The organism is Pelagimonas varians (genome assembly GCF_003208435.1).
GTDB lineage: Bacteria > Pseudomonadota > Alphaproteobacteria > Rhodobacterales > Rhodobacteraceae > Pelagimonas > Pelagimonas varians.
On record NZ_QKMF01000004.1, the window covers coordinates 84,306 to 109,169 of the forward strand.

A 24,864-nucleotide genomic window follows, 5' to 3' on the forward strand; every position below is an offset into this window, starting at 1 on the left:
CCAAGGCAGGCATGGTTAAAGGGGCAGATGCGTGTTTGCGCTTGCTCCTTCGGCGCAGGCTCGCTTATGGCGTAGGAAACCAACGCATGAGGCCCCCATGACCCCAGCTGCCCGTCTGCAAGCCGCCGCCGAAATCATTGACCGTATCGAAGGCGGCATACCTGCTGAAAAAGCCCTGACCAATTGGGCGCGTAATTCCCGTTATGCTGGCAGCAAGGACCGCCGTGCGGTGCGCGACCATGTGTTTGACTGTTTGCGCATGTGGCGCAGCACTGCCGCACTTGGCGGAGCCGAGACTGGCAGGGGCCGTGTTCTTGGGCTGTTGCGCAGTGCAGATATTGATCCGGACACCATGTTCACAGGTCAGGGTCATGCGCCGGGCCCACTGAGCGATGATGAGCAAGCGGGAGGCAGGGATGCAGATGGATATGCAGCCTGGGATCTGCCGGACTGGCTGGGTCAGCGCTTTTCCGATGGGCTGGGAGAGAAAGCTGAATCCACGGCCATGTCATTGCGCCACCGTGCCGAGGTTTACTTGCGAGTCAATACGTTGAAGGCCGATCTAGCCACCGCGCAAGCCGAATTGTCCGCCGAAGGAATTTTGACCGAAGCGCATGCATTGTCACCAACAGCCTTAAGGGTCACCGAGGGCGCACGGCAGGTGGCACGATCACAGGCCTATTTGACCGGACTGGTTGAATTGCAAGATGCCGCCTCACAATCCGTTGTTGATATGTTGCCATTGCAGGCCGGTATGCGGGTGTTGGATTATTGCGCAGGCGGTGGTGGTAAGACCTTGGCAATGGCAGCGCGCATGGATGGCGGACCGGTCACGGCCCATGACGCCAATGTGGGCCGCATGTCCGATTTGCCTGCACGGGCTGAAAGGGCAGCCGCGAAAGTGGATATCGTCGACAGCCCAACAGGCCAATTTGACTTGGTCTTATGTGATGTGCCGTGTTCCGGTAGTGGTGCTTGGCGCCGCTCTCCCGAAGGGAAGTGGCGATTTGGCCCGGAGGACCTTGAGGCGCTGATTGGTTTGCAATCAGAAATCATTAATAATGCCAAGAGCTTGGTGTCTCCTGGCGGTTTTCTTGCCTACGCAACATGTTCGGTTCTTCCAGCTGAAAACACCCATCAATCGGCGCGTTTCTTGCAGGCCAATTCGGGCTGGGAACAACAAGTCGAACGGCAATTTTTGCCGGAGGACGGCGGCGATGGATTTTATGTGACTTTCTTTAAAAGAAAATGACAGAGATCTAAATGCCACTTAGGGTTGTTTTTTGACGGGGGTTAACTAGTAATTAACGACGACGGGATGAAATCCGGGTTCAAGAATCGCATCAAGGGGTCTCACATTGGCAATGGCAGAGCAGAATTCCCGGCAGCGTCCCTGGCTTGTGACACCTTTAGGGGGAAGCGCGCTTTTGGGGGGGCTGGCGTTAGGCTGTGCTGCTTCGGTCGGCTTTCTCGAAACGTCGCCGATGATCAAGGTCGCACTTTTGACGGCGGCTGGGGCCTTGGGAGCCATGTCGGTTGGTTGGTCCGGCTATGACTTGTTGAGACGGCAGCGAACGAAACGCCAATTGACTATGCTGGTTGATTTGGTCGAAGAAGAGCCGGTATTTTGCTTCCTTTGCGATCTTGAAGGCAATCTGAAACATGCAAATGTCGCCGCCCGCGAGCGGTTCGAAACTGAAAAGGGGCTGCCTTTAGCGAGTGTGCTGCGGGATGTCTTTGCCAGTTCTGAGGGGGTTGTGTACCGTCTGTTTCACAAGGTGCAGGCGAATGGATCCGCGACTGAGAACATAACCAGCCACTCCGAAGGGTTTCGCATTCATGTCCGCAGCGTGCCGCCCGGTTTGGTCTTGTGGCGGCTGGAACCCGACGCCGTCCGTAGTGGTCAACAGACCCGTGTGGATGCTCCTATTATGACCTTGGGCCGCAATGGAGCGGTCTTGTTCATGAACACACCCGCCCGCGAATTGCTTGGACGCCGTGCCAAAAGTCTGGACGAAGTGTTTGATGATCTTCCTTTGAGGCCGGGCGGGGTTCATATTTTGTCATCTGAAACCGGCCCGCAACGGGTTCTGGTTCAAAGTTCCGAGATAGGCGCAGGCCGGATTGAATTGGTCTTGTCCGCCATCGCGGAAGAAGACACCGGGGCAGAAACCGTCGGTAGTTTTGACAGCTTGCCGGTTCCATTGATCAAGGTCGCGCCCGAAGGCCGCGTGCTGCGTGCCAATCCCGAAGCGCGGCGGATGCTTGACCTTGGAATGGAACCGCTTGGCAATTTATCGGAATATATGGAAGGACTTGGCCGGGCCCTGACCGATTGGCTCCAAGAGGCTGCGGCAGGAAAAGGTCTACATCGTTCCGAATTTCTACGCCTTACCCGAGCTGACCAAGAGGTTTTTGTTCAAGTCACATTGAATAGGGTGGTGGAAGACGGACAACCGACTCTGGTAGCGGTTCTAAATGATGCGACGGAGTTGAAAACCCTTGAGGCGCAGTTCGTTCAAAGCCAAAAAATGCAAGCCATCGGTCAGCTTGCGGGCGGTGTTGCACATGATTTCAACAACCTTTTGACTGCGATTTCGGGCCATTGCGATTTGCTTTTACTGCGTCATGATCAGGGCGATCCCGACTATGGTGATTTGGTGCAAATCAACCAAAACGCAAATCGGGCGGCTGCGCTTGTTGGGCAACTCCTAGCCTTCTCGCGCAAACAAACGATGCAGCCTGAGATTTTGGATTTGCGCGACACACTGTCGGATCTCGCCCATTTGCTGAATCGGCTGGTTGGAGAGAAAGTTCGCCTTAACCTCCACCATGACCCGGTATTGCCGCAGGTGCGCGGGGACCGCCGGCAGCTTGAGCAAGTGATGATGAACCTAGTAGTGAACGCGCGTGACGCTATGGTGGACGGCGGAGAAATCGCCATTGATACCGAGCGCCGCGTGTTGCGTGAACCTCTCAAACGTGATCGCGCAATTGTTCCGTCCGGCACCTATGTGTCGGTACGGGTCAACGATGAAGGGTCAGGTATCCCGCAAGACAAATTGCAAAAGGTTTTTGAACCCTTCTTTACCACAAAGCGCACGGGCGAAGGTACTGGCTTGGGCCTTTCGACAGTTTACGGGATCGTCAAACAGTCTGGTGGTTACATCTTTGTCGACAGCGTTGTCGGTCAGGGCACATGTTTTACCTTGCTGTTTCCGGCGCATGAAGCCGCGCCAGATTCCAAACCAAAACCCAAAGAAGAAGTCCGAAAACTTCCGCAAAAAGGGTCAGGGGTCGTGTTGTTGGTTGAGGACGAGGCCCCGGTTCGTGCCTTTGCGGCACGCGCGTTGCGGTTGCGGGGGTATACGGTTGTCGAGGCTGAGAATGCAGAAGATGCATTGGAGCTGTTGGAAGACGAAACCTTGGCTGTGGATGTCTTTGTAACGGATGTGGTTATGCCGGGAATGGATGGCCCGACATGGGTGCGCAAAGCATTGGTGGATCGCCCGGATACTCGGGTGGTTTTTGTGTCCGGCTATGCAGAAGATGCCTTTGGAGAAGGAAGTCAGGAAGTTCCCAACTCCGTCTTTTTGCCCAAACCGTTCTCACTTTCCGAACTGACAGAGACTGTGCACGATCAGTTTGACTGACCCGCTACTGGGCCTTGTTCCAAACATCAAAATCACCGGCGCATTTACGGCGCAATTTTTCTTCCGTTTGAGCGGACAATTCGAGGTCTCTGCGTGGGGAAACATTGGTTCGTGGTAGATCCAAAGTGACGCCAAGTCGCTCTTCAAGAAAACCAATCAGACCGGCTTGGTTCTCATATTTGAACAGATGGGTGACCGAGACACCGTTCGGTCGGGGTTCGATGAATTTTGCCTGACTGCCGACATTGGCAAAGGGGGGGCGATCGCCCGTGGCATAGGCTTGGCAAAACGCGTCAAAACTGATTCCCTTGGTCGAAGTCGGTCGACCGTCAAGAAAACTACGTTGGCGGTATCGATACCAGGATCCAAGCCAGCTGACCGGTTCGCGGATCACCGCAATAATATCCATGTGTTCGCTGCCGACTTTGTCAAACATCGGTCTGAAAAACCGGTTATAGCGATAAACCGGGGCGTGTTTCAATTCAGGCGGGTCGTTCACAATCATTGATGCCACAGGCGTCAAAGCGGCCTCATAGGCCGATGTTCCGGTCTTCGGGACTGCCAGAAACACCAGTTTTTGCTTCCAAAATACTAACATCAAAAATTATCCACAGTTTGCTAACTTTCCTTTAACCATCCTGCACCAATCTGTGAAAGGAAAGAATTCACTTGAAATGTTCTGCTTTTGATCTCATTAAGAAAAGAACAACAAGTGAACAAAACAGCCAATTGCCGCGCCTTGCGGCCTATGGGATAAGGGACGCAACTGATGGCAACGGCAGATCTCCTCACAATGAACAAAAAGACCGCGGACAAGCAAAAGGCGCTCGATAGCGCTCTGGCCCAGATCGAACGTCAATTCGGCAAAGGGTCAATCATGAAGCTGGGTGGCGAAAACGCCATTCGGGACATCGAAGCGACATCAACGGGCTCTCTTGGATTGGATATCGCCCTCGGTATTGGCGGTTTGCCCAAAGGCCGGATCATTGAAATCTATGGCCCTGAAAGCTCCGGTAAAACCACGCTGACCTTGCATGTGGTTGCAGAGGAACAAAAAAAGGGCGGTGTTTGCGCCTTTGTGGACGCCGAGCACGCGCTTGATCCGCAATATGCCAAGAAATTGGGCGTCGATCTGGATGAATTGCTGATTTCGCAACCCGATACTGGGGAACAAGCGCTTGAGATTGTGGACACGCTGGTCCGCTCCGGGGCAGTCAACCTTGTTGTGGTCGATTCGGTTGCGGCTTTGACACCAAAGTCCGAACTTGAGGGCGACATGGGTGACAGCAGTGTCGGCGTTCAGGCTCGCTTGATGAGCCAGGCGATGCGCAAACTAACCGGATCAATCAGCCGTTCGAATTGTATGGTTGTTTTCATCAACCAGATCAGGATGAAGATCGGCGTGATGTTTGGCTCGCCCGAAACCACAACTGGTGGCAACGCGTTAAAGTTTTACAGCTCGGTGCGATTGGACATTCGTCGGATTGGCGCGATCAAGGATCGTGACGAAGTTGTAGGTAACCAAACCCGCGTCAAAGTGGTTAAGAACAAAGTCGCACCACCGTTTAAAGTGGTTGAATTCGACATCATGTATGGCGAAGGCATCTCCAAAATGGGTGAATTGCTGGATCTTGGGGTTAAGGCCGGTGTGGTTGAAAAATCCGGGGCTTGGTATTCCTACGGGGATGAGCGGATCGGGCAGGGGCGTGAAAATGCCAAAAACTATCTGCGAGAGAATAGCCGCATCTCTTATGAGATTGAGGACAAGATTCGCGCGGCGCACGGGCTTGAATTTGATATGCCCAAGGATGATCCTGATTTGGTCGAAGACTGATCGAAGGTCCCGATGCAAAAGATTTGGAAAGGCACCGATCGGGTGCCTTTTTTCTTGCTGACTCAAATTACCTGACATAAGTCAGGTATATGACGCAAGATGATATATCCCGCTTTCGCCGCCTGTCGCGGGCAGTCACCACACAGTCCGGTGCCTTAGACAATTCGTTTCTTGGCTTGGGCCGTCCGCTTGGGCCTGCCCGGGTTTTGAACGCAATTGGACAGGGTAAAACCGACGTAGCAGATTTGCGAAGCTATTTGGGATTGGATTCCGGATTGATGAGCCGCCTTTTACGCGGTCTCGAAACCGAAGACCTGTTGCAAACCAGACCTGTGCAAGAGGATGCCCGGCGACGCGAGGCTGTTCTAACTCCGAAGGGACGACAAGAGTTTTTACAATATGAATCCCTGTCGAATGGCGCGGCTGAAACGGTTCTAAAGCGTTATGGGAATCGGGCTGCGTTGCTTGACGCGATGGATCTGGTAGCAACGGTTCTAGGCCGTGATCAAATCGAAATCATTCAGGTTGATCCTGAGGATCCGCGCATTGTGCACTGCGTGAAAGCATATTGTGAGGAACTCTCCACGGAATTGGGCACAGTGTTCGACCCCCAATTGTCAGGTGATCCCGAAGCGAAGTGCCTGCGGCCGCCGCATGGTGTCTTTCTTTTGGCGCTTTCGGATGATTTGCCGGTCGGGTGCTGCGGGCTCAAGGGACAGGGAGGCGGGCTTGGCGAAGTGAAGCGGCTTTGGGTGTCGCCTGCGGCGCGCGGCCTAGGGCTGGCCAAGCAATTGATGGGCCAGATCGAAGATCAGGCCAGCCGTCTTGGGATGGCGACTTTGCAGTTGGACACCAATGGCAAGCTGACGCCGGCATTGACGCTGTATCGCAACGATGGGTGGCATGAAATTCCGCGTTATAACGACAATCCTTATGCCGAACATTTCTTTGAAAAGCATCTGGGCACCCATTCCAAACGGCCCTGAAGCTCCTTGCCCCATGGACAGCGCCGAGGCAGGCAGGTACATCTGCGGAAATTTCCTTTTTAGTGGGGCGCACTACTATGGCGACGCTGAACGACATCCGGTCGACCTTTTTGAACTACTTCGCGAAACAGGGGCATACGATCGTCGATTCCAGCCCTCTGGTGCCGCGCAACGATCCGACGCTGATGTTCGTCAACTCGGGCATGGTGCAGTTCAAGAACCTGTTCACCGGACTTGAAACACGCGACTACAATCGGGCCACAACTGCGCAAAAATGTGTGCGCGCTGGCGGCAAGCACAACGATTTGGACAATGTCGGGTATACGGCACGTCATCACACGTTCTTTGAGATGCTCGGCAACTTTTCCTTTGGGGATTACTTCAAAGAGGAGGCAATCACCTTCGCATGGGAGCTGATCACCAAAGAGTACGGCATTCCCAAGGATAAACTGTATACCACAGTTTATCACACCGATGACGAAGCTTATAACATCTGGAAAAAACTGGGTGTCCCCGAAGAGCGGATCATCCGGATCGCGACCTCTGACAACTTTTGGCAGATGGGGCCAACCGGTCCGTGTGGTCCATGTACCGAGATTTTCTACGATCACGGGGATCATATCTGGGGCGGCCCTCCCGGCTCGCCCGAGGAAGATGGTGACCGGTTCATCGAAATCTGGAACGTGGTTTTCATGCAGAACGAGCAGTTCGAAGATGGTTCGATGAAGGCGTTGGACATGCAGTCGATCGACACCGGCATGGGGCTGGAACGGATCGGCGCGCTGTTACAAGGCAGCCACGACAACTACGACACCGATTTGTTCAAAACATTGATCGAAGCCTCGGCCCATGCCACCTCCGTTGAGCCTTATGGTGACAAGAATGTGCATCATCGGGTTATTGCGGACCACCTGCGCTCGACCTCGTTCTTGATTGCGGATGGTGTGATGCCATCCAATGACGGGCGCGGTTACGTTTTGCGCCGGATTATGCGCCGTGCGATGCGCCATGCGCATTTGTTGGGCGCGAAAGACCCGGTGATGCATCAATTGGTGCCTTCGCTGGTCGGACAAATGGGGCAGGCCTATCCTGAACTTGGTCAGGCACAAGCCATGATCGAGGAGACATTGCTGCTTGAAGAAACCCGTTTCAAACAGACTTTGGACCGCGGCCTGAAATTGCTTGATGATGAAGTCAGCGGATTGGACGAAGGGGCGCAGCTTTCTGGTGAAGCCGCGTTCAAACTCTATGACACCTATGGCTTTCCTCTCGATCTGACCCAAGATGCGCTGCGCGAGCAGGGCCGCGAAGTCGACACCGACGGGTTTACAGCGGCAATGGAGCAGCAAAAAGCCAAAGCGCGGGCTGCTTGGTCGGGGTCTGGTGACGCTGCGGACAGCACGGTGTGGTTTGACGTGCTTGACGGTGCAGAGCCCACGGACTTTCTTGGTTATGACACCGAAAAGGCCGAAGGTCAGATTTTGGCTTTGGTGGCTGATGGCAAGCTGGTCGACAGTTTGGCTGAGGGGGCAACGGGTTGGGTTGTGACCAACCAGACGCCATTTTATGCCGAAAGTGGCGGTCAGGTTGGCGACGAAGGCGTGATCCGCCGTCTCGAAAACCGCGACGATGCGGCCGCAGTTTCGGACACTCGTAAATTCGCGGACAGCAAGATCATTGCCCACAAGGTTACGGTGTCCAAGGGCACATTGGCCACCGGCGAAGCCGTTGAATTGGAAGTGGGGCACGGCCGACGCAGCACCATTCGCGCCAACCATTCGGCGACTCACCTTTTGCACGAGGCCCTGCGCAATGCACTTGGCGATCACGTCGCGCAGCGCGGATCGTTGAATGCACCGGATCGGCTGCGGTTCGACTTTAGCCATGGCAAGGCATTGAGCGCTGCCGAACTGTCACAGGTTGAGGCCGAGGTGAACGCCTATATCCGTCAGAATTCCAGCGTCAGCACCCGCATCATGACGCCCGATGACGCCCGCGCCATTGGTGCGCAGGCGCTATTTGGCGAAAAATACGGTGACGAAGTGCGTGTCGTCTCGATGGGGCAGCAATCCGGATCGGGCAAGGGCAGCGATGGTTCAACCTATTCGCTGGAACTGTGCGGTGGAACCCATGTGCGCCAAACGGGCGATATCGGTGCCTTTGTTAGCCTTGGAGACAGTGCATCCAGCGCTGGTGTAAGGCGGATTGAAGCGCTGACTGGGCAAGCGGCAATGGACTACCTGTCTGAACAGTCTGCAGCGCTGAGTACGGTTGCGGGCGAGCTTAAAGCCCCCGTGTCCGAGGTGCCTGCACGGGTCAAGGCGCTGATGGACGAACGCAAAGCCCTGACCAACGAAGTGGCGCAACTGCGCCGAGAGTTGGCCATGGCGGGCGGCGCAGGGCAGGGCGGCGGCGCGGAATCAACCGATGTCAACGGGGTCGCCTTTGTTGCGCAGGTTTTGACCGGTGTGTCCGGCAAAGATCTGCCGGCGCTGATTGATGAACACAAATCCCGCATTGGGTCGGGCGCAGTTCTGCTGATCGTGGATGCGGGCGGCAAGGCTGCTGTGGCAGCTGGTGTGACGGCTGACATGACCGGAAAGGTATCGGCGGTTGATTTGGTCAAGGCAGCCGTGGTTGAACTGGGCGGAAAAGGCGGCGGTGGCCGCCCTGATATGGCGCAAGGCGGGGCCAAGGATGTGGCCAACGCCGACGCGGCAATAAAAGCGGCTCAAGCCGTCATTGGAGGATAAGATATGCCCGCACTCTGGATCGCTCATGTGACCGTCACGGACACCGAAGCCTATGGCAAATATGCGGAACTTGCCGGGCCCGCAATTGCGGCCCATGGCGGCACATTCATCGCCCGTGGCGGCCGGTATGTGCAACTGGAAGGCAAAGAGCGTCCGCGCAATGTTGTGGCCAAATTTCCCAGCGTTGAGGCGGCTGAAGAATGCTATCATTCCGATGCATATCAAGAGGCTCTAAACCATGCGCGTGGTGCGTCTGAGCGCGAACTTTTGGTGGTTGAAATCACAGATTGAGTGGTGCGAGTTTCACCAGATTTGCAGCGAGCAATTGCAGGGGCGGTCCTTATTCGGGATCGCCCTTTTTCGTGTTGTTCGGCCACATATTGCCTGAGGTCAATTTTCAGTCGCAACCTATACGCATGAGCCATGGCTAATTGGCGGAAAATCGCGGAGCTTCGGACTGGCAAAACACTGCGGAAAAGACCAACTGATTCGGCTTTGTTTTGGTTAATTGTTTCTGTTTTCGTCGCTAATTGTTTCGTTCGAAGGAATTGTTTCCGAATTGGAAAATTCGGAACGCTCTTTATGCTGTGGATAACTGTCTGGAACTATGGCTTGACGACCACATTTACATCCTAAAGTTGCAAAATTCAGGTGGTTTGGTCGATTTGATCTGACAAGTAAGGAATTCCTGTCGCGCGTTCCCATGCATCTTGTCTAGAATTTAACCACTGAAAATTTTTTCTTGGGAGAAAGACTATGAAAAAAGTTCTTGCAGGCGCAATTATTGCTGCGTCAACATTGGCCGCACCGGCATTTGCTTGGGAAGGCAACGTCGTAGCTTGCTATGATAAAATTTGGGTTCCTGCGACGTATAGCACGTCCAAGCACCTCATCATGGCGGCGCACACCGAGTGGGAATACCGCGGTGGCCAAATGGTCAAGATCCATTACCCAGCTGTTTACAAAGAAAGCAACCACATGAAGACCCAAGGTCACTATGTGGCACGCAAGGCTCCTTGCAGATAATATTGGTCTAAGACCAAAACGGAAGGGCGCGGGGGCTGCCACCCCGCGCTTTTTTTGTGTCCAGCGCATGGGGACGATCACAGAATATTTTTATAAAATTCCGTGTTTCTTTTTGGCAGAGTTCACCCCTTGCTAGGAGCAGTCGGCCTATCCGTTTTATGCAGTCAGGAGGCTGCAACGACAACAGAATGGATATTTACCATGACACTGCCAATCAGTGGGTCTATGTCGCCGGGGTTTTCATCGGGACACGGTGCCTCATCTTTAACAAACAATCAAAAGCAAGGGCTAACGACCTTGTTGGGCGACTACGACACCGCCACCATTAGCGATGAAGACGCAAAGCAGATTGTAGCCGGAATACGAGAGCTGGAAATCAGTTCGGGCAAAGGGTTGGCGACGGCCTTGGCCGAAGCTGGCATAGATGCCGGAAACTTGGCCGAGAAGGCGGGCCTGTTGAAACCTCACGGTGGCCTTGAGGGCGGCGGTCCTCAAGACGGTGCAGGACGCCCAGGCGGGGCCGGTGGGCCGCCGGGGGGCGGTGGACGACCTGGCGGCGCATCGGGCAAAGAAGGATCTGGCACTGGCGCGAATTCTGTAGCCGTTGAGGTGTTGAATTCGGTGTTGGAGACAATGGCCGAAGAGGACGACTCCTCTACTGATACATTTCAAGCTTTGCTGGCAGAGCAATTAGAGGCCGCAGGTTTGGATCCGAGCCAGCCCATCATGGATTTGAAATACTGACACACACGCAAAAAAGGCCGCTGAAAAGCGGCCTTTGATCTTTTTGTGATCGACGCGGTTTAGGCAGACCGTGCAGCGCGTTTACGCTCATGCGGATCTAGATGACGTTTGCGCAGGCGCACTGCGTTTGGTGTCACTTCAACCAGCTCATCATCATTGATGTAAGCAATCGCTTCTTCAAGGCTCAGCGTGATCGGAGTGGTCAGGCGAACCGCTTCGTCGGTGCCAGAGGCCCGAACGTTGGTCAGCTTTTTACCTTTCAGCGGGTTCACTTCCAGATCGTTTTCACGGCTGTGCTCGCCAATGATCATGCCCTGATACACTTTGGTCTGAGCCCCGATCATCATTTTACCGCGATCTTCGAGGTTCCACAGGGCATAGGCCACGGCATCGCCGCTTTCCATTGAGATCAGAACACCAGAGCGACGACCAGGGATTGAGCCTTTGTGTTCGGTCCAGCCGTGGAAAACACGGTTCAAAACGCCTGTACCGCGTGTATCGGTCAGGAATTCGCCGTGATAGCCGATCAAACCGCGCGATGGCACATGGGCCACGATGCGGGTTTTGCCGGCGCCAGCCGGTTTCATCTCAACCAATTCACCTTTGCGGGTGCTGGTCAATTTTTCGATCACAACGCCAGAATACTCGTCATCTACGTCGATGGTGGCTTCTTCGACGGGTTCCATGCGCTTGCCATCGATTTCACGCATGATGACTTGCGGACGCGAGATCGACAGTTCGAAACCTTCGCGGCGCATGTTTTCGATCAAAACGCCCATCTGCAATTCGCCGCGACCAGACACTTCGAAGGCTTCGCCGCCGGGAGTGTCCGCGATCTTAATCGCCACGTTGGTTTCGGCTTCTTTCATCAGGCGGTCACGGATAACGCGCGACTGTACCTTTTTGCCATCACGGCCAGCCAAGGGGCTGTCGTTGATGCCAAAGGTCACGGTGATGGTGGGCGGATCGATCGGCTGGGCTTCGATGGGCTCATCCACAGCCAGTGCGCACAGCGTGTCTGCAACGGTGGCTTTGGTCATACCGGCCAGCGAAACAATGTCACCCGCTTCGGCGGCTTCGATGTCTTGCATTTGCAAGCCACGGAACGCCTGAATTTTGGTCACGCGAAATTGTTCGATCTTTTGGCCAATGCGCGACAAAGCCTGCAAGGTTGCGCCGACTTTGACACTGCCGGATTCAACACGGCCCGTCAGAACGCGTCCCACAAAGGCGTCAGCACCCAGCGTGGTCGCCAGCATACGGAAGTCTTCGTTCTTGTGTTTGATTTGCTTGGGCGCAGGCACGTGATTCACAATGAGGTTGAACAATGCGTCCAGGCTATTGCGTGGTCCGTCCAGCTCAGCATCACACCAGCCGTTGCGGCCCGAGGCGTAGAGGTGCGGGAAGTCCAACTGGTCTTCGTCAGCTTCAAGGTTCGAGAACAGGTCAAAGCATTCGTCCAGTGCGCGATCGGGTTCGGCGTCTGGTTTGTCGACTTTGTTCAGGACCACGATCGGACGCAGACCCAAAGCCAGTGCTTTGGCAGTCACAAATTTGGTTTGTGGCATCGGACCTTCGGCGGCGTCTACCAGCAGAACAACGCCGTCAACCATCGACAAGATCCGCTCGACCTCACCACCGAAATCGGCGTGGCCGGGGGTATCAACGATGTTGATCCGAGTGTTTTTGTATTCAACGGACGTGGGTTTGGCAAAGATGGTGATGCCGCGTTCGCGTTCAAGATCGTTGGAGTCCATGGCCCGTTCAGCCACAGCTTGGTTCGCACGGAATGCGCCGGATTGTTTCAGTAGCTCGTCAACCAGTGTCGTTTTGCCGTGGTCAACGTGCGCGATGATCGCAATATTGCGCATGTCCATATTAGGAAGCCTTGTTCAGGAGAGTTGCGCAGCCCGTAACGGGCCTTTGCGCAAAAGGCCAGAGGCTTTGATGAGATGTCGCGAAAATGCGCCTTTTTCCGCGCTATGACGCGGCGATTAATGCGTGGAAGTTGTCGAAAACAGGTTTATAACCAAAATCCCCGCCAGAATGAGCGCCATTCCAAAGATTGCGGGTAGGTCCAATTTCTGGCCAAAAACGGCAAAGCCGATGCCTGCAATGAACACAATGCCAAGGCCTGACCACATTGCGTATGCAATCCCGACCGGAAAGGTCTTGAGCGCAATCGAGAGCAAATAGAAGGCCGCTGCGTACCCTATGACAGTGATTAATGCGGGTAGGGGCTTGGTGAACTGATGGCTGGCTTGCAGTGCGGTGGTCCCGATGGTTTCGGCAAGAATGGCAAGGGCGAGGATAAGATAGGGCATGATGGTCTCCTTGCCCCATGTGTGGCCGCAGTTGAGTGAAAAGAAAAGGCGGAGAGAGACTCCGCCTGATCAATTTACGACAAATGGATATTGAACCGCGCCCGTAGGGCGGCATCCAGCGCAGGGTCGAACCGCGCCTCTGACGGGGTTGCCAAGATCTCTTCCTTGCGGGCGACTGCGTTTTTCAACAGATCCGGTTTGGATTTTTCTTCCCACTCCTTGGGCGACGTCCGGTCCCCCAGGAATGGATAGACGTGGTCGGTTTGCATTCTGCTCAGGGTCGCGTCGGTTCCAAGGTAGTGGCTTGGACCATTCAGGCAGACCTCGCGCATTTGATCGAGCGCGAGAGTTTCGTCATCGACTTCGATGCCGCGCACACAGCGTTGCGCCTGACCAATTAAATCGTCGCCCAATATCAGGCTTTCATGGCAAAATCCCAAAAGAGACGCATGCATGCCAGCGGCTTCGTAGACCATGTTCAGGCCAGACAGGCCGGCCATTACGTTGGAACACATCTGTTCCCAACCTGCCTGCATGTCAGGCAATTTGCTGTCAGATGCGCCGCCAGCGGCTCCACCGGGCAGGCCGTAATACTGGTGCATCTGGGCGCAGCCGGCACTGAGCAACGCCTGTTCACCCGAACCGACCGACATCGCGCCGGTGCGTAAATCCAAACCAAAGGGCCACGTTCCAAAAATTGCCGGGTGACCGGGTTTGATTGCGTTGACATAAACCAACCCGGCAAGGCACTCGGCCACAGTCTGGGCAATCGCGCCTGCAATGGTCGATGGTGCTGTCGCACCAGCCATGCAGGCTGCCAGAAGCAGTACAGGCATGCCGCCCTTGATGCAAATCTCCATGGTTTCGCAGCTCTCGGTAGCGAACCTGAGCGGCGGAACTACGAAGCAGTTGGAGTTTGTTACGAAAGGCCGCTCGCGCCACTTATCTTCGCCGCCCGCGATCATGTATAGCATTTCAAGGCAATCCTCGACATGGCTGGGGTCGGAAAACGAGGTGCCAATATTCTTGGTCGTGCCAGCGCAGCAGGCGTAAATGGTGTTCAGGTCCATTTCAAGATTATTGGTGATGTCACGTGCCACCATCGGGCGTTGAACAAAGTGGATATTGTCCAGTGTATTGGCGATACGGCTGGCGTCATGCAAATCCTGCAATGTGCTTTCGCGGTAGTTGCGACCATCTACGTCGACCATATGCACCGCTGCACCCGCGGTTCCGTAGTGAACCTTCGAGCCGCCTAAATCCAAATCGTGACGCTGGTCCCGGCTAAATAAAGTTAAGTTTTTACAGCACTTTGCAAGGGTGTCTTCCACCAAAGATCTTGGGAAGCGCAGCCTGCCATCGTCTCCAAGTACGGCCCCCGCTGCGGTCATGGCATCTATGCCCGATTGTGGGGCATCTGCGAGGCCGATTTCTTCTAGCGCGGCCAAAGCTGTTTCATGGATACGGGCCATCTGCATGTCGGTCAGGGGGCGGTATTGGCCACCTGTCATTCCGGGACGGATGGGACGCATGTCGTCGGACAAGGCTGCGGCTCGGGCGGCCACTCGGGCTGCCCGTCCGCCAGACCGTCCGGCAGAGCGGCGGGGCATGGCTGTCATTTTATATACCTGAATAAGGAGGATTTTGAGGGTGGCTAAAAACCCTAAGCAGGACGCCCGCGTGCTGCCCGCCCGCGCCGAGCGCCAGTCATCAATTCAATGCGCATTGCGCGGGGCTGTTTCATGTCCATACGAAAACTATTATGGCGAAATTCGCCCCAGTCTCGCTAAAAAACGACATCAAACCTGTTTTATTACGACGGGTCGGCACACGAATGGGCTGCACTGTGACATCGAACCAGACAGGGGTGAGGGCCTTGGTCCTAAGGGTCGTTTGCTCTGATGAGCGATATCAATGGAACGGCGGTTGTCCCCGACAAAGCCGGTTTTGTTCAAAACCCTTGTCCAAGCCAAATATCCGAGGGCTTATGCTCAGAAAGAGCAAAATCGTGGCACACGGATGAGTGCGCATTTAGGCAAATCCCGAGGTGGGGTTCGGGCACGTTTTAAGCCGCACATTTCAAATCACAAAAGAATAGGGCGACGCACTCTTTTCCCGCGTATTTTGAGGCGATGGCTGGACCTCCTTGAAAATAGGGGGTTACTAGGACGGAACGTTTGATCACCGACTTCCACTCCAGCACAGTTTCCCATCCTTCTAGTTCTATAAGAAAGACAACAAAAATGAAAATTTCACGGCACGAAACAGGCCCGCGGATGAGCCAGATCGTCATTCATGGTGATATGATCTATCTCGCTGGTCAGGTTGGACGTGGCCCCGATATGACCAGCCAGACCCAGGACATGCTGGCCTCTGTTGATCGCCATCTGGCGACTGCGGGCAGCTCAAAGTCACGTATTCTTCAGGCGCAGATTTGGGTAGCAGACATGGCGCTTTTTGGTGAGATGAATGCGGTTTGGGATGCGTGGGTTGACCCCGAAAACACGCCTGCGCGCGCCTGCGTCGAAAGCAAGCTGGCGACACCTGAATTCTTGGTCGAAGTGATGATCACCGCCGTCAAAAGTTAATCTGAAGGTTGTGCCTCAAGTAAACCCGTCATGGTCTTGAAATGTCGGGTTTATTGACGCAATTCGGGTGGGGTTTTCTTGAATGCAAGGACGCATTTTCGCCAGAATGGCGAAAAGAATACTGTCAACACACCGGCCGCCGCTTATCGGGCGTACTGCCACGTGTTTTCAATCGATGAAACTGTCCAACCGTTGTCCTGCCCGTTCAATGTGTATGGGCAAGACACGCCCGTAAAGCTGTTTGGTGCGCTCGACGCTTCCGACCATTCCAGGTTCGTCCACATAGGAAAAAATCGCTACGTAACGCGGCCGGTTCCCTTTGAGAGGGGCGACCCGGTGCAAGGAATACCGACCGCGAAACAGTTGAAGATCACCCGGTTCGAGTTCTAGCACTTTGACCCTATCCGACGATCCGTCCATCACGCGGCTGACCTCGTCAAAATTTTCATCTACTTCTCGAATTGCGGGGGCATATTCAAACGCGCCACCGCCTTCGGCATTCTGGATGGCAAGTGTTACCGTGAAATTGTTGGTGTCAAAATGCCATGGAAAGCCGTTGCCCTCATCAGCCATATTCACGATCACATCGGCCAGAGGGTCAGCGTAACGGTGGAAATGCTCTTCTTGAAGGCAGTCCTGAATGAATTGATCGAACCCCTCAAAATCATGAACTGTACGCAGCGGTCCATGCGGGGTGAAATTATCGGCGGGGATGAATGCATTTGACCGCTCAAAGAATTGGCGGCGCGGGTCTTCGGGCGGCAGATCCGGATCATCTTGCGTAAAATAAGCATTTGTACGACTGAACGAACGGTGGCCCTTGGAGGCGACACGGTCAGCTTCTTCGGTTAACGCAGCGATGCCGGCTGGCGTCAAAAAGCCCTTCAGAATGGCGCACCCGTCGTGCGCAAGATCTGCTCGGGCCTTGGCTAGAACGCTCTGTCGCAATGGATCATCCAAATGGATTGGATATCTGTCAAGGTTGATCAAATCTATACCGCTATACATCACTGTGACTTTCCGTTTTTTTGAGTTTGAGACGGATTTCAGAGGTGTTCTGGCTTGTCTGCGACATCGGGTGTGACGATTTTGCGTGTTGAGAATGGACCTGCTGCCAACTTGAAACCGGACGGGATGCGGCTTTGATCTCACAGGCGGTTCTGGGCGACAGGGGCGCAGTTTTAATGTATCAATGACCAGACTCGGTCGCACATTGGGGCCTGTTGATTTGGTCTACTTCGGGGGTTTTGGCGGCCAGATGGACGCCAAAGTAATATCGTGAGTTGAAGAAAACCGTTTTATCCCAATCGTTCAAAAGGATACCTCCATGCCATACCCCGGGTTTATCTCTGCATTTCCAAGCATAGATGTGCCTTTTCCCGAAGATGTCGTGCAAACGGCGGTCATCAAATCAGACGCTGGCATGGTGGCCTTTTTTACGTTTCTCAAAGATATGGTTTTGCCGCCACACGCGCATGGAGCGCAGTGGGGGACTGTGGTTGAGGGTGAAATAGAATTTACGATCGACGGAGTTACTAAGATCTATCGGCCCGGGGACAGCTATTCCATTGCAGCTGAAATTGTTCACGGTGCGAAGATCAAGGCCGGAACACGTGTGATCGATGTGTTTCAAGAAGCGGACCGATATCCGATCAAAGGGTAACGGATTGCGATCGGGGCCGCACATTTGGCGGCCTCCCAAGCGCCCTCAATCTTTAAACAGCTATCCGTCCATATCAGCAGTACTGCTCGGGACCGTTCCATTGTGCGGGCGAATACCGCTCTCCGTGCGCCCAGCCAATGGGCAGGATTTGATCAATCCTCTGCGCTTCATCCGCGGTGAGCAGATGGTCCGCACCTTCGAGAAGTTGGGTGAAATGTGCAACGGAACGGGTGCCGGGGATGGGTATGATGTGATCCCCTTGGGCCAAAATCCACGCAATGGCCAAGCCCGCAGTTGATAGACCCAAGTCTGCTGCCAATGCCTGAAACGGGGCGATTGCCGCAATGTTTGCGCTGTAATTTGGCTCCAAAAAGCGAGGATTGTTAGCCAGGAATGCAAGGTTTTTGATGGTATCCGATCCAAGGGGCGTGTCGGTCAAAAGCGAACGCCCGACCGGAGAAAACGCCACCATGGCCGTTCCAAGTTCACGACAGGTTTGCACCAGGCCCATTTCAGGGGAACGGGTGGACAGAGAGTATTCGGATTGAACGGCGGCGACGGGATGCACGGCATGGGCACGGCGCAAAGTTGTCGGCGCGATTTCTGAAAATCCGATGGATTTAACTTTGCCCGATTTGACAAATCGAGCCAGTGTTTCAGTCACATCTTCGACCGGCACGGCTGGATCGCGGCGATGCAAGTAATAGAGATCTACAGCTTCGAGCCCCAACCGTTTCAGGCTTGCGTCCAGCGCCGTTTCCAGATGTTCGGCCGAATTGTCAAAAATGTTGCCCGATCCGTTGGGATTGCGGGTGATCCCGCCTTTGGTCGCAATGGTGAAGTGATCTTTTGCGGTTGGATTGGCCTTGAAGTAGGTGCCGATAACCGTTTCGGATGTGCCCATTCCATAGACATTCGAGGTGTCAATATGGGTGACGCCTGCAGCCATTGCAGCGTCAAGAATGGCATGGCTTTCGCCCTCATTCGTGGTTCCGTAGAAATTGGAAAAGGACATCGCTCCGATTCCGATAGGGTGTTGCGACGGTCCATTATTGCCAAGGTTTCTCATCTGCATATCTGTGTCCCTGATCAAATTGACCTGCCAGCCAGCAACTGCCGAGGCAGATTGGTCCGCATTCTCTGCGCTAGTTTCTCAAGTGCAGGATGTTTTGTCCATGCAAGTCGCGCCGCCGCTGGAAAACGTCCAAAAACGGACTATACTTTTTTGGCCAGTTCCGGCGTCGTCGTTGCAAGGTTTCAAACATGCCCCCGTCAAGTCCCGCAGAGTTGTTGCATCTGGATGTGCGCACAGGTTTGCCAGACGCGCTACGTGTTTTGCTCCATGACTATCCGCGATCACAATGGGAAACAGACAAAGGGTATGATGGGTTGATCCGGTTTTGGCTGGACCGTCACATGATGTTTCGACGGATTTTGGAGCAGTTGCAAACCCACACCGAAAGTGTGATCGACAGACATATGGACTTGCGACTGTTCCAGCAACAGACAGGGCGGCTTGGCTCCACGTTTGTGCAAGAATTGCATGGCCATCATTCCATTGAGGATGGTCATTACTTTCCCGTTCTTCAACAAAAGGACGCGCGTATTGCCCGGGCTTTTGAATTGCTTGATCATGACCACCATGCGTTGGATGGCCATCTCAATACCTTTGTAGAACACGCGAATGCTGCGCTGCAGGTGCGAACTGCAGGGGATGTTGCAATCGGTCAGTTCCACACGACCATAAACGATCTTGCGCTACGGCACGGCCGGACTGGGTTGATTTAGGAAGGCGGACGGGTGGGTTGCCCAGCTTGGCCGGCAGGTCATCGGCATTGTGGGATAGGATCTTGGAGAAGGGCCGCGCCTGCAAGCCTGGAACATGGATCATCATGTTTGTGCTCAAAAACTAGGCGCGCTGCACGAAAAACTTTCATTTCACGTCGCTTGGGCGTAGCTCCCGTGTCATTCCTTGTGATGGCATTGACCGGCTTGAATATGCGCCGGTTTTGAACCTTTATGGATGGATGCAAACGAGCCAAGCCAATTCATTTAGCAGACGTCTGACGTCTTTGATCCGCAGCATTTATCCGGACGTCGATTCCGATATTTTGTTGAGCATGATCGTTGAGGCCTTTTGGCCCGCAGGAACCAAACCTCGAAAAAGGGGCAGATTGCCAAGCAACAACCTTTGGACCGAAAAAGATGCCTTGCTGATCACTTATGGCAACTCGATTTTGGATGGCACGCACAAGCCGCTCGATCTTATGCATGATTTCTTGCTGCGCCGGATGAAGGGCGTGGTGAATGGCGTGCATATATTGCCATTCTTTCCGTATACCTCTGACGATGGTTTTGCAGTTTCGGATTTTCGCACAGTGAATCCGCAGCTAGGGGATTGGCCCGATATCACACGGATCAGCGAAGATTTTCATCTGATGTCCGATCTTGTGCTCAATCATGTGTCCAGTCAGGGCACATGGTTTAACAGCTACCTTCAGGGACAGGCGCCCTACGACAAATTCTTTTTCGAAGCCTCGCCGGAAGATAATTTAGGCGATGTTGTCAGACCGCGCACAACGCCGCTGCTGCAAAAGGTGGAAACAGCAAACGGGCCGCGCCATGTCTGGTGCACTTTTAGCCACGACCAGATTGATCTGGATTTTCGCAATCCCGAAGTGTTGTTGGAGTTTTTGCGGATCATTCGACTGCATGTCGACAATGGCGTGCAGATCATCCGGCTGGATGCGGTTGCCTTCTTGTGGAAAGAACCGGGCACGTCTTCGATCCATTTGCCGCAAACCCATGCCATAGTGCAGTTGATGCGCATGCTGTGTGACTATGCCGCCGAGACGATCATTTTGCTGACAGAAACCAATGTTCCCAAGGCTGAAAACCTCAGCTATTTCGGCAAACGGAACGAAGCCCATGCGATTTATAATTTCCCGTTGCCGCCGTTGATTTTGCATTCCGTCATGTCCGGCTCTGCGCAATATTTGCGGCGTTGGCAAAGCGGGATGCCGCCTGCGCAATTGGGATGTGCCTATCTGAATTTTACCGCCAGCCATGATGGTATTGGAATGCGGCCTGCCGAAGGGATTTTGCCTGCAGGTGAACAGGCGAAAATGATCGAAACCATCAAGGATATTGGCGGACTTGTGTCCATGCGGGCCTTGCCCGACGGCGGCGAAGCCCCCTATGAAATCAATACGACCTTCTATGAGGCAACCGGACAAACCTTTGACGGAAAAGATGAATACCACTTTGACCGTTTCGTCTGCTCGCAATCCATTGTGATGTCGCTTGAGGGGATTCCGGCGTTTTACATTCATTCCATGCTGGCCACGCCGAACGACCACGAACAAGTTGAGCATCGCGGCATGAACCGTGCAATCAACCGTCACCGCTGGGATTATCCGACATTGAACGGCTTGCTGGATAATCCGGCCACACCGCAATCGCGTGTTCTAAATGCCTTGTCGGACCGGTTGCGGATCAGATCCAAACAGGCGGCGTTCCATCCGAACGCGACACAATTCACCTTGTCGCTGGATGACCGGGTCTTTGGCGTGTGGCGTCAAAGCCTTGACCGCAATCAATCCATATTTGCCCTGCACAATGTAAGCGACCAGCCTGTGGATGTGTCTCACAAATCGATGAACCTGATCGATGATGAAAGCTGGGTGGATCTATTGAGCGGGGATCACATCGATATGGCGCAAGAGAAAATCACCCTTGCACCCTATCAATGTCGCTGGATCTCCAATCGCGGTTGATCGCTACAGATAGTCTTCTTCGTCGGCCTTCGCCGCTGCGGTCATATCCGAGATAAACGACGGGTCGGCAGAATGGACGCGGTTCCAAGTTGGGATAAAGGGTGTCTCATGCGGGTTGTCCAAAAAGATCTGCCCGGCGCGCACGATGTTTTCGGCAAACAGTTCGATTGACCGCTCTTCCATATGGCGGTCAATGGTCAGGCCGTTCATTTTTGCATCGTTGTAGTGGGCCTCCAAAAGGTCCAACGCGCAGCGGTAGTAAGTGGCTTTCAACGTGCGGAAAACGTTCGGTGTAAACACAGTGCCATCTGCCGCCAATTTGCGAAATATGGCTTTGCAGATGTCTGTAGACATGCGGTTTAAACCAGCGTTGGATTCCTCGGGGCTCAACTCTTGGTGTTTGTGGTCATAGGCGTCGGAAATATCGACCTGACACACGGCCTTGGGGGCAAGATTGCGCCATGCTTCGGACAGAACGCCAATTTCGAGGCCCCAGTCGGATGGGATGCGCAAGTCTGGCAAGATCGCCGTGCGCATGGCGAATTCACCAGATAGCGGATAGCGAAAGCTGCGCAGGTAATCGATATAGTCGCGATCCCCGATAACCCGTTTCAGCGCAATCAGCAGCGGGCTGACCAATAGGCGCGTCACCCGCCCGTTGAGGTTTCCGCCACCAATCCGCGGATAATACCCCTTGGCCACCTGATAGGGGAACGTAGGGTTGGCCACCGGATAGACCAACCTTGCCAGCATCTCTTTGTCATAGGTCAGGATGTCGCAATCATGGATCGCCATAACGGCGCTGTCCGCACAGCCGATCAGATACCCAAGAGAGGCCCAGACGTTCTTGCCTTTGCCCTTTTCAGTGGGGGCCAGTCCCATCGCCTCTAGCCGCGCACCCAATGCCAACATACGCGGGCTGTCGTTCCAGATGACAATGTGGTTTTGATTGAGACCTTCAAAGAACGTCTTTGCATGTCTAAACTGCGCCTCGTCGGCTGCATCCAGCCCGATGATAATTCTGTGCAGATAACTCACCTTGGAGAGTTCGGACAGAATGTGCGGCATCGCCTGTCCCTCAAGCTCGGAAAACAGGCAAGGCAAGATCAGGGATATTTTCCGCGACTGCGCAAAGACGGACAGCTCATGCTCCATCTCATCAGCAGATCTGGCACGCAGATTGTGAAGCGTTGTGATGTTTCCGTTTTGATGAAAATCAGCCATGGTCGTTGGTCCTAATGCAATTCAAGTCGGTCAAGCAGGTCATGTATTGCCATATTCCATCCCATTGGGCCGGAGGCCTTGGTGCGCAATATGTGACCGTCTTCTTCACCGGTTAAAGGGGGGAGGGGGGAACGATGCGGATTGGCAATAACAACACCAAATTCGGCATGTTCCAGCATCTTCACATCATTTGGTGCATCGCCGAGGGCGATGGTATGTTTTGGGCGATAGGTTTCGATTATGCGGCGCATCTGATCGACTTTGTTGGTGCCGAACGAAAGCGACAGGAACCGGCCACCTTGCTGGGCAGTGACACCCTGCGCTGTGAGTATCTTCAAGAACTCAGCTTTTTGCATGTCGGTGCCAAGCCATAGTCCCGGCTCGGAAAACATCCTTTGTTTGGCCAATTGTGCGGCTTTGGCCGTTAGGCCGGTCATGTCAATGACCTGTTCGGGCGAGCATGCCCCGAAACCGCGAAACAAGTCGCGCAGTGCAGGCGGGATCTTTGTCAGGATGGACAGCAATTCGTTATATTGCGACGCGTCCTGTGTCTCGGCACCATTTGGCGAGAGAATGCCCGCTCCGTTTTCGACAATCGCGGGCCATTGGTGCAGTCCAAGCGTCTGGCGCAGGGGGATGATTTCGGCGGCGGTCTTGCTGCTTGCCAGCACAACACCTGCGGACATACCTTTGAGCGCGCTCAGTGCCGGTTGCGCTGGAGACCAATCATAGGTGTCATGATCGATCAAGGTTCCATCAAGGTCGGTAAAAACGATCAAGTCAGTGGTGGCTGTCATGCTGTCGTTTATGAAGCGGCGTAGTTGGCACTGCAACGCGGCAGGCTCCGTAACCGGCTCAGGCAGGTGGATTCAAGCGAATTTTTCGACTGACTTGGCGATTCTGCCTAATTATTGGGCGTGCGGCCAAAGCGTATTTAATCCAAAGATTTAGGTGAATGAATGGCCCCCTATTTATCTTTCGGATTGGATACAGATGCGGAAAAATTAATCCGCATCTGTATGGACCGGCATTTGCCTTGGACGCAGTGCTCCAACGGCTAGGGTTTTTGGTTCTTAGCCATCAAGTCGAGGCAATCTGAAAATCCCTGTTCGGTCAGACCCTCGGCAATTGCACGGATAAACAGCGCCTGTTGGGTTTCCGGCGCAAGTCCGCCTTTTGGGGGATCCCTGTCCAGGTTGGTGGGAAAAGAATACCCTTCAGCCGCCGCACAAATTGATGAGCGCAGTTCAGATGTGGTGAGTGTACCGGCCTTTTGACTTTGCACGGCGTGAGGATACAGAAGTTTGCACATTTTTGTGCGATCCACAGTTTCCATCGCGCGCCCGAAAGCAGAAGACACCTGCAATAGGTTCGCCATTCGGTGGATGTCCTTTGTCGTATTCGCACCCGCCGCGTGAAACAGCGCTGGATTGAAGAAAAGGGCGTCGCCTTTGGCCAACGGCAGTTGGACATGTCGGTCTTCAAACAGGACACGGAAATCTTCCCGCCGCCAAGCTGCATATCCTGCACGGTATAGCTGTGAGAACGGCAGCAGTTTGGTCGGCCCGCTTTCAATCGGCATATCGCAATGCGCTATCGCACCTTGCAGCGTTAGAACCGGTGACAGATCATGGACATGTGCCGGGTATTCAGCGCTGATCTTTGCGGTTTGAAAACCGAGGTGATAGTCCCTGTGGGCTTGCTGAGCTGCGCCGCCCGGATGCACCAGATTGATCTGGGCGGTCATCTGGTAGTTCGGGCCGAGCCACGCTTCGCAAATGGCATCTATGGAAGTATTGGCGAAGTAGCGCAAAAATACATCGGGGGCTTCTTCGCACAGCTTTTGCAGTGCATTCCAGATGCGGTCGTTGGAGCCCGCGGCCGCAAAGTGATCGCCGCCGCCATCGCTGGCCAAAGCCTCCCTTGCGATAATTGCCTCGTAGGCCGATGTTGCCTCGTCCAAGACTGCGGTCTCGGCATAGGCTCCGCGCAAGACTAAAACACCCGGACCATCCATCAAGACACCCGCCCATTCGGTCAGGATTTCACGCCGCTCATCTGTTTCTTCCAGCGGTGCCCGCAGGGTCGACATGTCGTAAATCGGGATGTTCTTTTGGATGTCGCTGGCTCTTGGCACCGCCGCTGGGGTAGTGGTTCGCTCGATCAGATTGGTGAATTCGCACAGATCGCAGGCGTCGGCATCAAAAAAGCCAACTTTGGTTTCGGCTGGGGCAGTCATGGTCGCTCTCCTCTTGGTGGGAACAGTGTGCTGCAACTCAGCCTTGATCAGATC

The 24,864-nt window shown here is 54.2% G+C and carries 21 protein-coding genes; 12 read left to right on the forward strand and 9 right to left on the reverse strand.

The window, feature by feature from the left end; genetic code table 11:
• Positions 1-97 precede the first annotated feature (97 nt).
• Together C8N36_RS06510 and C8N36_RS06515 are read left to right on the forward strand one after the other, a co-directional pair.
• Positions 98-1,252, forward strand: coding sequence for an RsmB/NOP family class I SAM-dependent RNA methyltransferase (locus tag C8N36_RS06510; protein ID WP_097804058.1), 1,155 nt, complete (start codon positions 98-100; stop codon positions 1,250-1,252).
• Positions 1,253-1,364: 112 nt separating this feature from the next.
• Positions 1,365-3,653: an ATP-binding protein gene (locus tag C8N36_RS06515; RefSeq protein ID WP_097804057.1), complete on the forward strand. Its 2,289-nt coding sequence runs from the start codon at positions 1,365-1,367 to the stop codon at positions 3,651-3,653.
• Positions 3,654-3,657: 4 nt separating this feature from the next.
• On the opposite strand, the gene C8N36_RS06520 is transcribed toward C8N36_RS06515, so the two are convergent.
• Complete coding sequence (locus tag C8N36_RS06520; RefSeq protein WP_097804056.1) at positions 3,658-4,251, reverse strand: gamma-glutamyl kinase; 594 nt, start codon at positions 4,249-4,251, stop codon at positions 3,658-3,660.
• 171 nt (positions 4,252-4,422) lie between these two features.
• Here C8N36_RS06520 and recA point away from each other — a divergent pair, with 171 nt between their 5' ends.
• The 6 genes from recA (at position 4,423) to C8N36_RS06550 (ending at position 10,996) form a co-directional block, all read left to right on the forward strand.
• Positions 4,423-5,487 (forward strand): recombinase RecA, encoded by a 1,065-nt coding sequence (recA, locus tag C8N36_RS06525; RefSeq protein WP_097804055.1) that lies wholly within the window; start codon positions 4,423-4,425, stop codon positions 5,485-5,487.
• 89 nt (positions 5,488-5,576) lie between these two features.
• Positions 5,577-6,473, forward strand: a complete 897-nt coding sequence (locus C8N36_RS06530) for a bifunctional helix-turn-helix transcriptional regulator/GNAT family N-acetyltransferase (protein WP_097804054.1) — start codon at positions 5,577-5,579, stop codon at positions 6,471-6,473.
• 77 nt (positions 6,474-6,550) lie between these two features.
• Positions 6,551-9,226, forward strand: a complete 2,676-nt coding sequence (gene alaS / locus C8N36_RS06535) for an alanine--tRNA ligase (RefSeq protein WP_097804053.1) — start codon at positions 6,551-6,553, stop codon at positions 9,224-9,226.
• A gap of 3 nt (positions 9,227-9,229) precedes the next feature.
• Entirely contained in the window at positions 9,230-9,517 is a 288-nt protein-coding gene (locus tag C8N36_RS06540) for a DUF1330 domain-containing protein (RefSeq protein WP_097804052.1), read from the forward strand.
• A gap of 465 nt (positions 9,518-9,982) precedes the next feature.
• A complete protein-coding gene (locus C8N36_RS06545) occupies positions 9,983-10,252 on the forward strand; it encodes a hypothetical protein (protein ID WP_097804051.1) in 270 nt (89 codons plus the stop codon).
• Positions 10,253-10,453: 201 nt separating this feature from the next.
• Positions 10,454-10,996 (forward strand): hypothetical protein, encoded by a 543-nt coding sequence (locus C8N36_RS06550; protein ID WP_141468000.1) that lies wholly within the window; start codon positions 10,454-10,456, stop codon positions 10,994-10,996.
• A gap of 59 nt (positions 10,997-11,055) precedes the next feature.
• Here C8N36_RS06550 and typA read toward each other — a convergent pair whose 3' ends face one another.
• The 3 genes from typA to C8N36_RS06565 all read right to left on the reverse strand — a co-directional run bounded on the left by typA (position 11,056) and on the right by C8N36_RS06565 (position 14,939).
• Entirely contained in the window at positions 11,056-12,873 is a 1,818-nt protein-coding gene (gene typA, locus C8N36_RS06555; RefSeq protein WP_097804049.1) for a translational GTPase TypA, read from the reverse strand.
• Positions 12,874-12,990: 117 nt separating this feature from the next.
• Complete coding sequence (locus C8N36_RS06560; protein WP_176527074.1) at positions 12,991-13,323, reverse strand: DMT family transporter; 333 nt, start codon at positions 13,321-13,323, stop codon at positions 12,991-12,993.
• 71 nt (positions 13,324-13,394) lie between these two features.
• Entirely contained in the window at positions 13,395-14,939 is a 1,545-nt protein-coding gene (locus C8N36_RS06565; protein WP_097804047.1) for a trimethylamine methyltransferase family protein, read from the reverse strand.
• A gap of 624 nt (positions 14,940-15,563) precedes the next feature.
• On the opposite strand from C8N36_RS06565, the gene C8N36_RS06570 reads away from it, so the two are divergent.
• On the forward strand, positions 15,564-15,908 hold the full coding sequence (locus C8N36_RS06570; protein ID WP_097804046.1) for a RidA family protein: 345 nt from the start codon (positions 15,564-15,566) through the stop codon (positions 15,906-15,908).
• 168 nt (positions 15,909-16,076) lie between these two features.
• On the opposite strand, the gene C8N36_RS06575 is transcribed toward C8N36_RS06570, so the two are convergent.
• On the reverse strand, positions 16,077-16,916 hold the full coding sequence (locus C8N36_RS06575) for a HalD/BesD family halogenase (RefSeq protein ID WP_097804045.1): 840 nt from the start codon (positions 16,914-16,916) through the stop codon (positions 16,077-16,079).
• A 319-nt stretch (positions 16,917-17,235) separates the two neighbouring features.
• Between C8N36_RS06575 and C8N36_RS06580 the strand changes: the two genes are divergently transcribed.
• On the forward strand, positions 17,236-17,571 hold the full coding sequence (locus tag C8N36_RS06580; protein WP_097804044.1) for a cupin domain-containing protein: 336 nt from the start codon (positions 17,236-17,238) through the stop codon (positions 17,569-17,571).
• Positions 17,572-17,644: 73 nt separating this feature from the next.
• Here C8N36_RS06580 and C8N36_RS06585 read toward each other — a convergent pair whose 3' ends face one another.
• Positions 17,645-18,646 (reverse strand): aldo/keto reductase, encoded by a 1,002-nt coding sequence (locus C8N36_RS06585; protein WP_097804043.1) that lies wholly within the window; start codon positions 18,644-18,646, stop codon positions 17,645-17,647.
• Positions 18,647-18,834: 188 nt separating this feature from the next.
• Here C8N36_RS06585 and C8N36_RS06590 point away from each other — a divergent pair, with 188 nt between their 5' ends.
• Positions 18,835-19,359: a hemerythrin domain-containing protein gene (locus C8N36_RS06590; protein WP_170125829.1), complete on the forward strand. Its 525-nt coding sequence runs from the start codon at positions 18,835-18,837 to the stop codon at positions 19,357-19,359.
• Positions 19,360-19,598: 239 nt separating this feature from the next.
• Positions 19,599-21,347 (forward strand): alpha-amylase family glycosyl hydrolase, encoded by a 1,749-nt coding sequence (locus tag C8N36_RS06595; protein WP_097804041.1) that lies wholly within the window; start codon positions 19,599-19,601, stop codon positions 21,345-21,347.
• A gap of 3 nt (positions 21,348-21,350) precedes the next feature.
• On the opposite strand, the gene C8N36_RS06600 is transcribed toward C8N36_RS06595, so the two are convergent.
• The 3 genes from C8N36_RS06600 to C8N36_RS06610 form a co-directional block, all read right to left on the reverse strand.
• Positions 21,351-22,571, reverse strand: coding sequence for a glycosyltransferase family protein (locus tag C8N36_RS06600; RefSeq protein ID WP_097804040.1), 1,221 nt, complete (start codon positions 22,569-22,571; stop codon positions 21,351-21,353).
• Positions 22,572-22,582: 11 nt separating this feature from the next.
• The gene (locus C8N36_RS06605; RefSeq protein ID WP_097804039.1) at positions 22,583-23,368 is read right to left on the reverse strand and encodes an HAD-IIB family hydrolase; all 786 of its coding nucleotides are present in this window, start codon (positions 23,366-23,368) and stop codon (positions 22,583-22,585) included.
• A gap of 260 nt (positions 23,369-23,628) precedes the next feature.
• Positions 23,629-24,810, reverse strand: coding sequence for a phytanoyl-CoA dioxygenase family protein (locus C8N36_RS06610; protein ID WP_097804156.1), 1,182 nt, complete (start codon positions 24,808-24,810; stop codon positions 23,629-23,631).
• Positions 24,811-24,864: the final 54 nt, after the last annotated feature.

Bases quoted from the DNA above. Each gene is read 5' to 3' on its own strand.
- C8N36_RS06600 (WP_097804040.1), bottom strand. From the start codon at position 22,571: ATGGCTGATTTTCATCAAAACGGAAACATCACAACGCTTCACAATCTG.
- C8N36_RS06570 (WP_097804046.1), top strand. From the start codon at position 15,564: ATGAAAATTTCACGGCACGAAACAGGCCCGCGGATGAGCCAGATCGTC.
- C8N36_RS06545 (WP_097804051.1), top strand. From the start codon at position 9,983: ATGAAAAAAGTTCTTGCAGGCGCAATTATTGCTGCGTCAACATTGGCC.
- C8N36_RS06550 (WP_141468000.1), top strand. From the start codon at position 10,454: ATGACACTGCCAATCAGTGGGTCTATGTCGCCGGGGTTTTCATCGGGA.
- C8N36_RS06595 (WP_097804041.1), top strand. From the start codon at position 19,599: ATGCAAACGAGCCAAGCCAATTCATTTAGCAGACGTCTGACGTCTTTG.
- C8N36_RS06575 (WP_097804045.1), bottom strand. From the start codon at position 16,916: ATGTATAGCGGTATAGATTTGATCAACCTTGACAGATATCCAATCCAT.
- C8N36_RS06510 (WP_097804058.1), top strand. From the start codon at position 98: ATGACCCCAGCTGCCCGTCTGCAAGCCGCCGCCGAAATCATTGACCGT.
- C8N36_RS06540 (WP_097804052.1), top strand. From the start codon at position 9,230: ATGCCCGCACTCTGGATCGCTCATGTGACCGTCACGGACACCGAAGCC.
- C8N36_RS06605 (WP_097804039.1), bottom strand. From the start codon at position 23,368: ATGACAGCCACCACTGACTTGATCGTTTTTACCGACCTTGATGGAACC.
- C8N36_RS06610 (WP_097804156.1), bottom strand. From the start codon at position 24,810: ATGACTGCCCCAGCCGAAACCAAAGTTGGCTTTTTTGATGCCGACGCC.
- C8N36_RS06565 (WP_097804047.1), bottom strand. From the start codon at position 14,939: ATGACAGCCATGCCCCGCCGCTCTGCCGGACGGTCTGGCGGACGGGCA.
- typA (WP_097804049.1), bottom strand. From the start codon at position 12,873: ATGGACATGCGCAATATTGCGATCATCGCGCACGTTGACCACGGCAAA.
- C8N36_RS06585 (WP_097804043.1), bottom strand. From the start codon at position 18,646: ATGCAGATGAGAAACCTTGGCAATAATGGACCGTCGCAACACCCTATC.
- C8N36_RS06515 (WP_097804057.1), top strand. From the start codon at position 1,365: ATGGCAGAGCAGAATTCCCGGCAGCGTCCCTGGCTTGTGACACCTTTA.
- C8N36_RS06530 (WP_097804054.1), top strand. From the start codon at position 5,577: ATGACGCAAGATGATATATCCCGCTTTCGCCGCCTGTCGCGGGCAGTC.
- C8N36_RS06580 (WP_097804044.1), top strand. From the start codon at position 17,236: ATGCCATACCCCGGGTTTATCTCTGCATTTCCAAGCATAGATGTGCCT.
- recA (WP_097804055.1), top strand. From the start codon at position 4,423: ATGGCAACGGCAGATCTCCTCACAATGAACAAAAAGACCGCGGACAAG.
- C8N36_RS06520 (WP_097804056.1), bottom strand. From the start codon at position 4,251: ATGTTAGTATTTTGGAAGCAAAAACTGGTGTTTCTGGCAGTCCCGAAG.
- alaS (WP_097804053.1), top strand. From the start codon at position 6,551: ATGGCGACGCTGAACGACATCCGGTCGACCTTTTTGAACTACTTCGCG.
- C8N36_RS06590 (WP_170125829.1), top strand. From the start codon at position 18,835: ATGCCCCCGTCAAGTCCCGCAGAGTTGTTGCATCTGGATGTGCGCACA.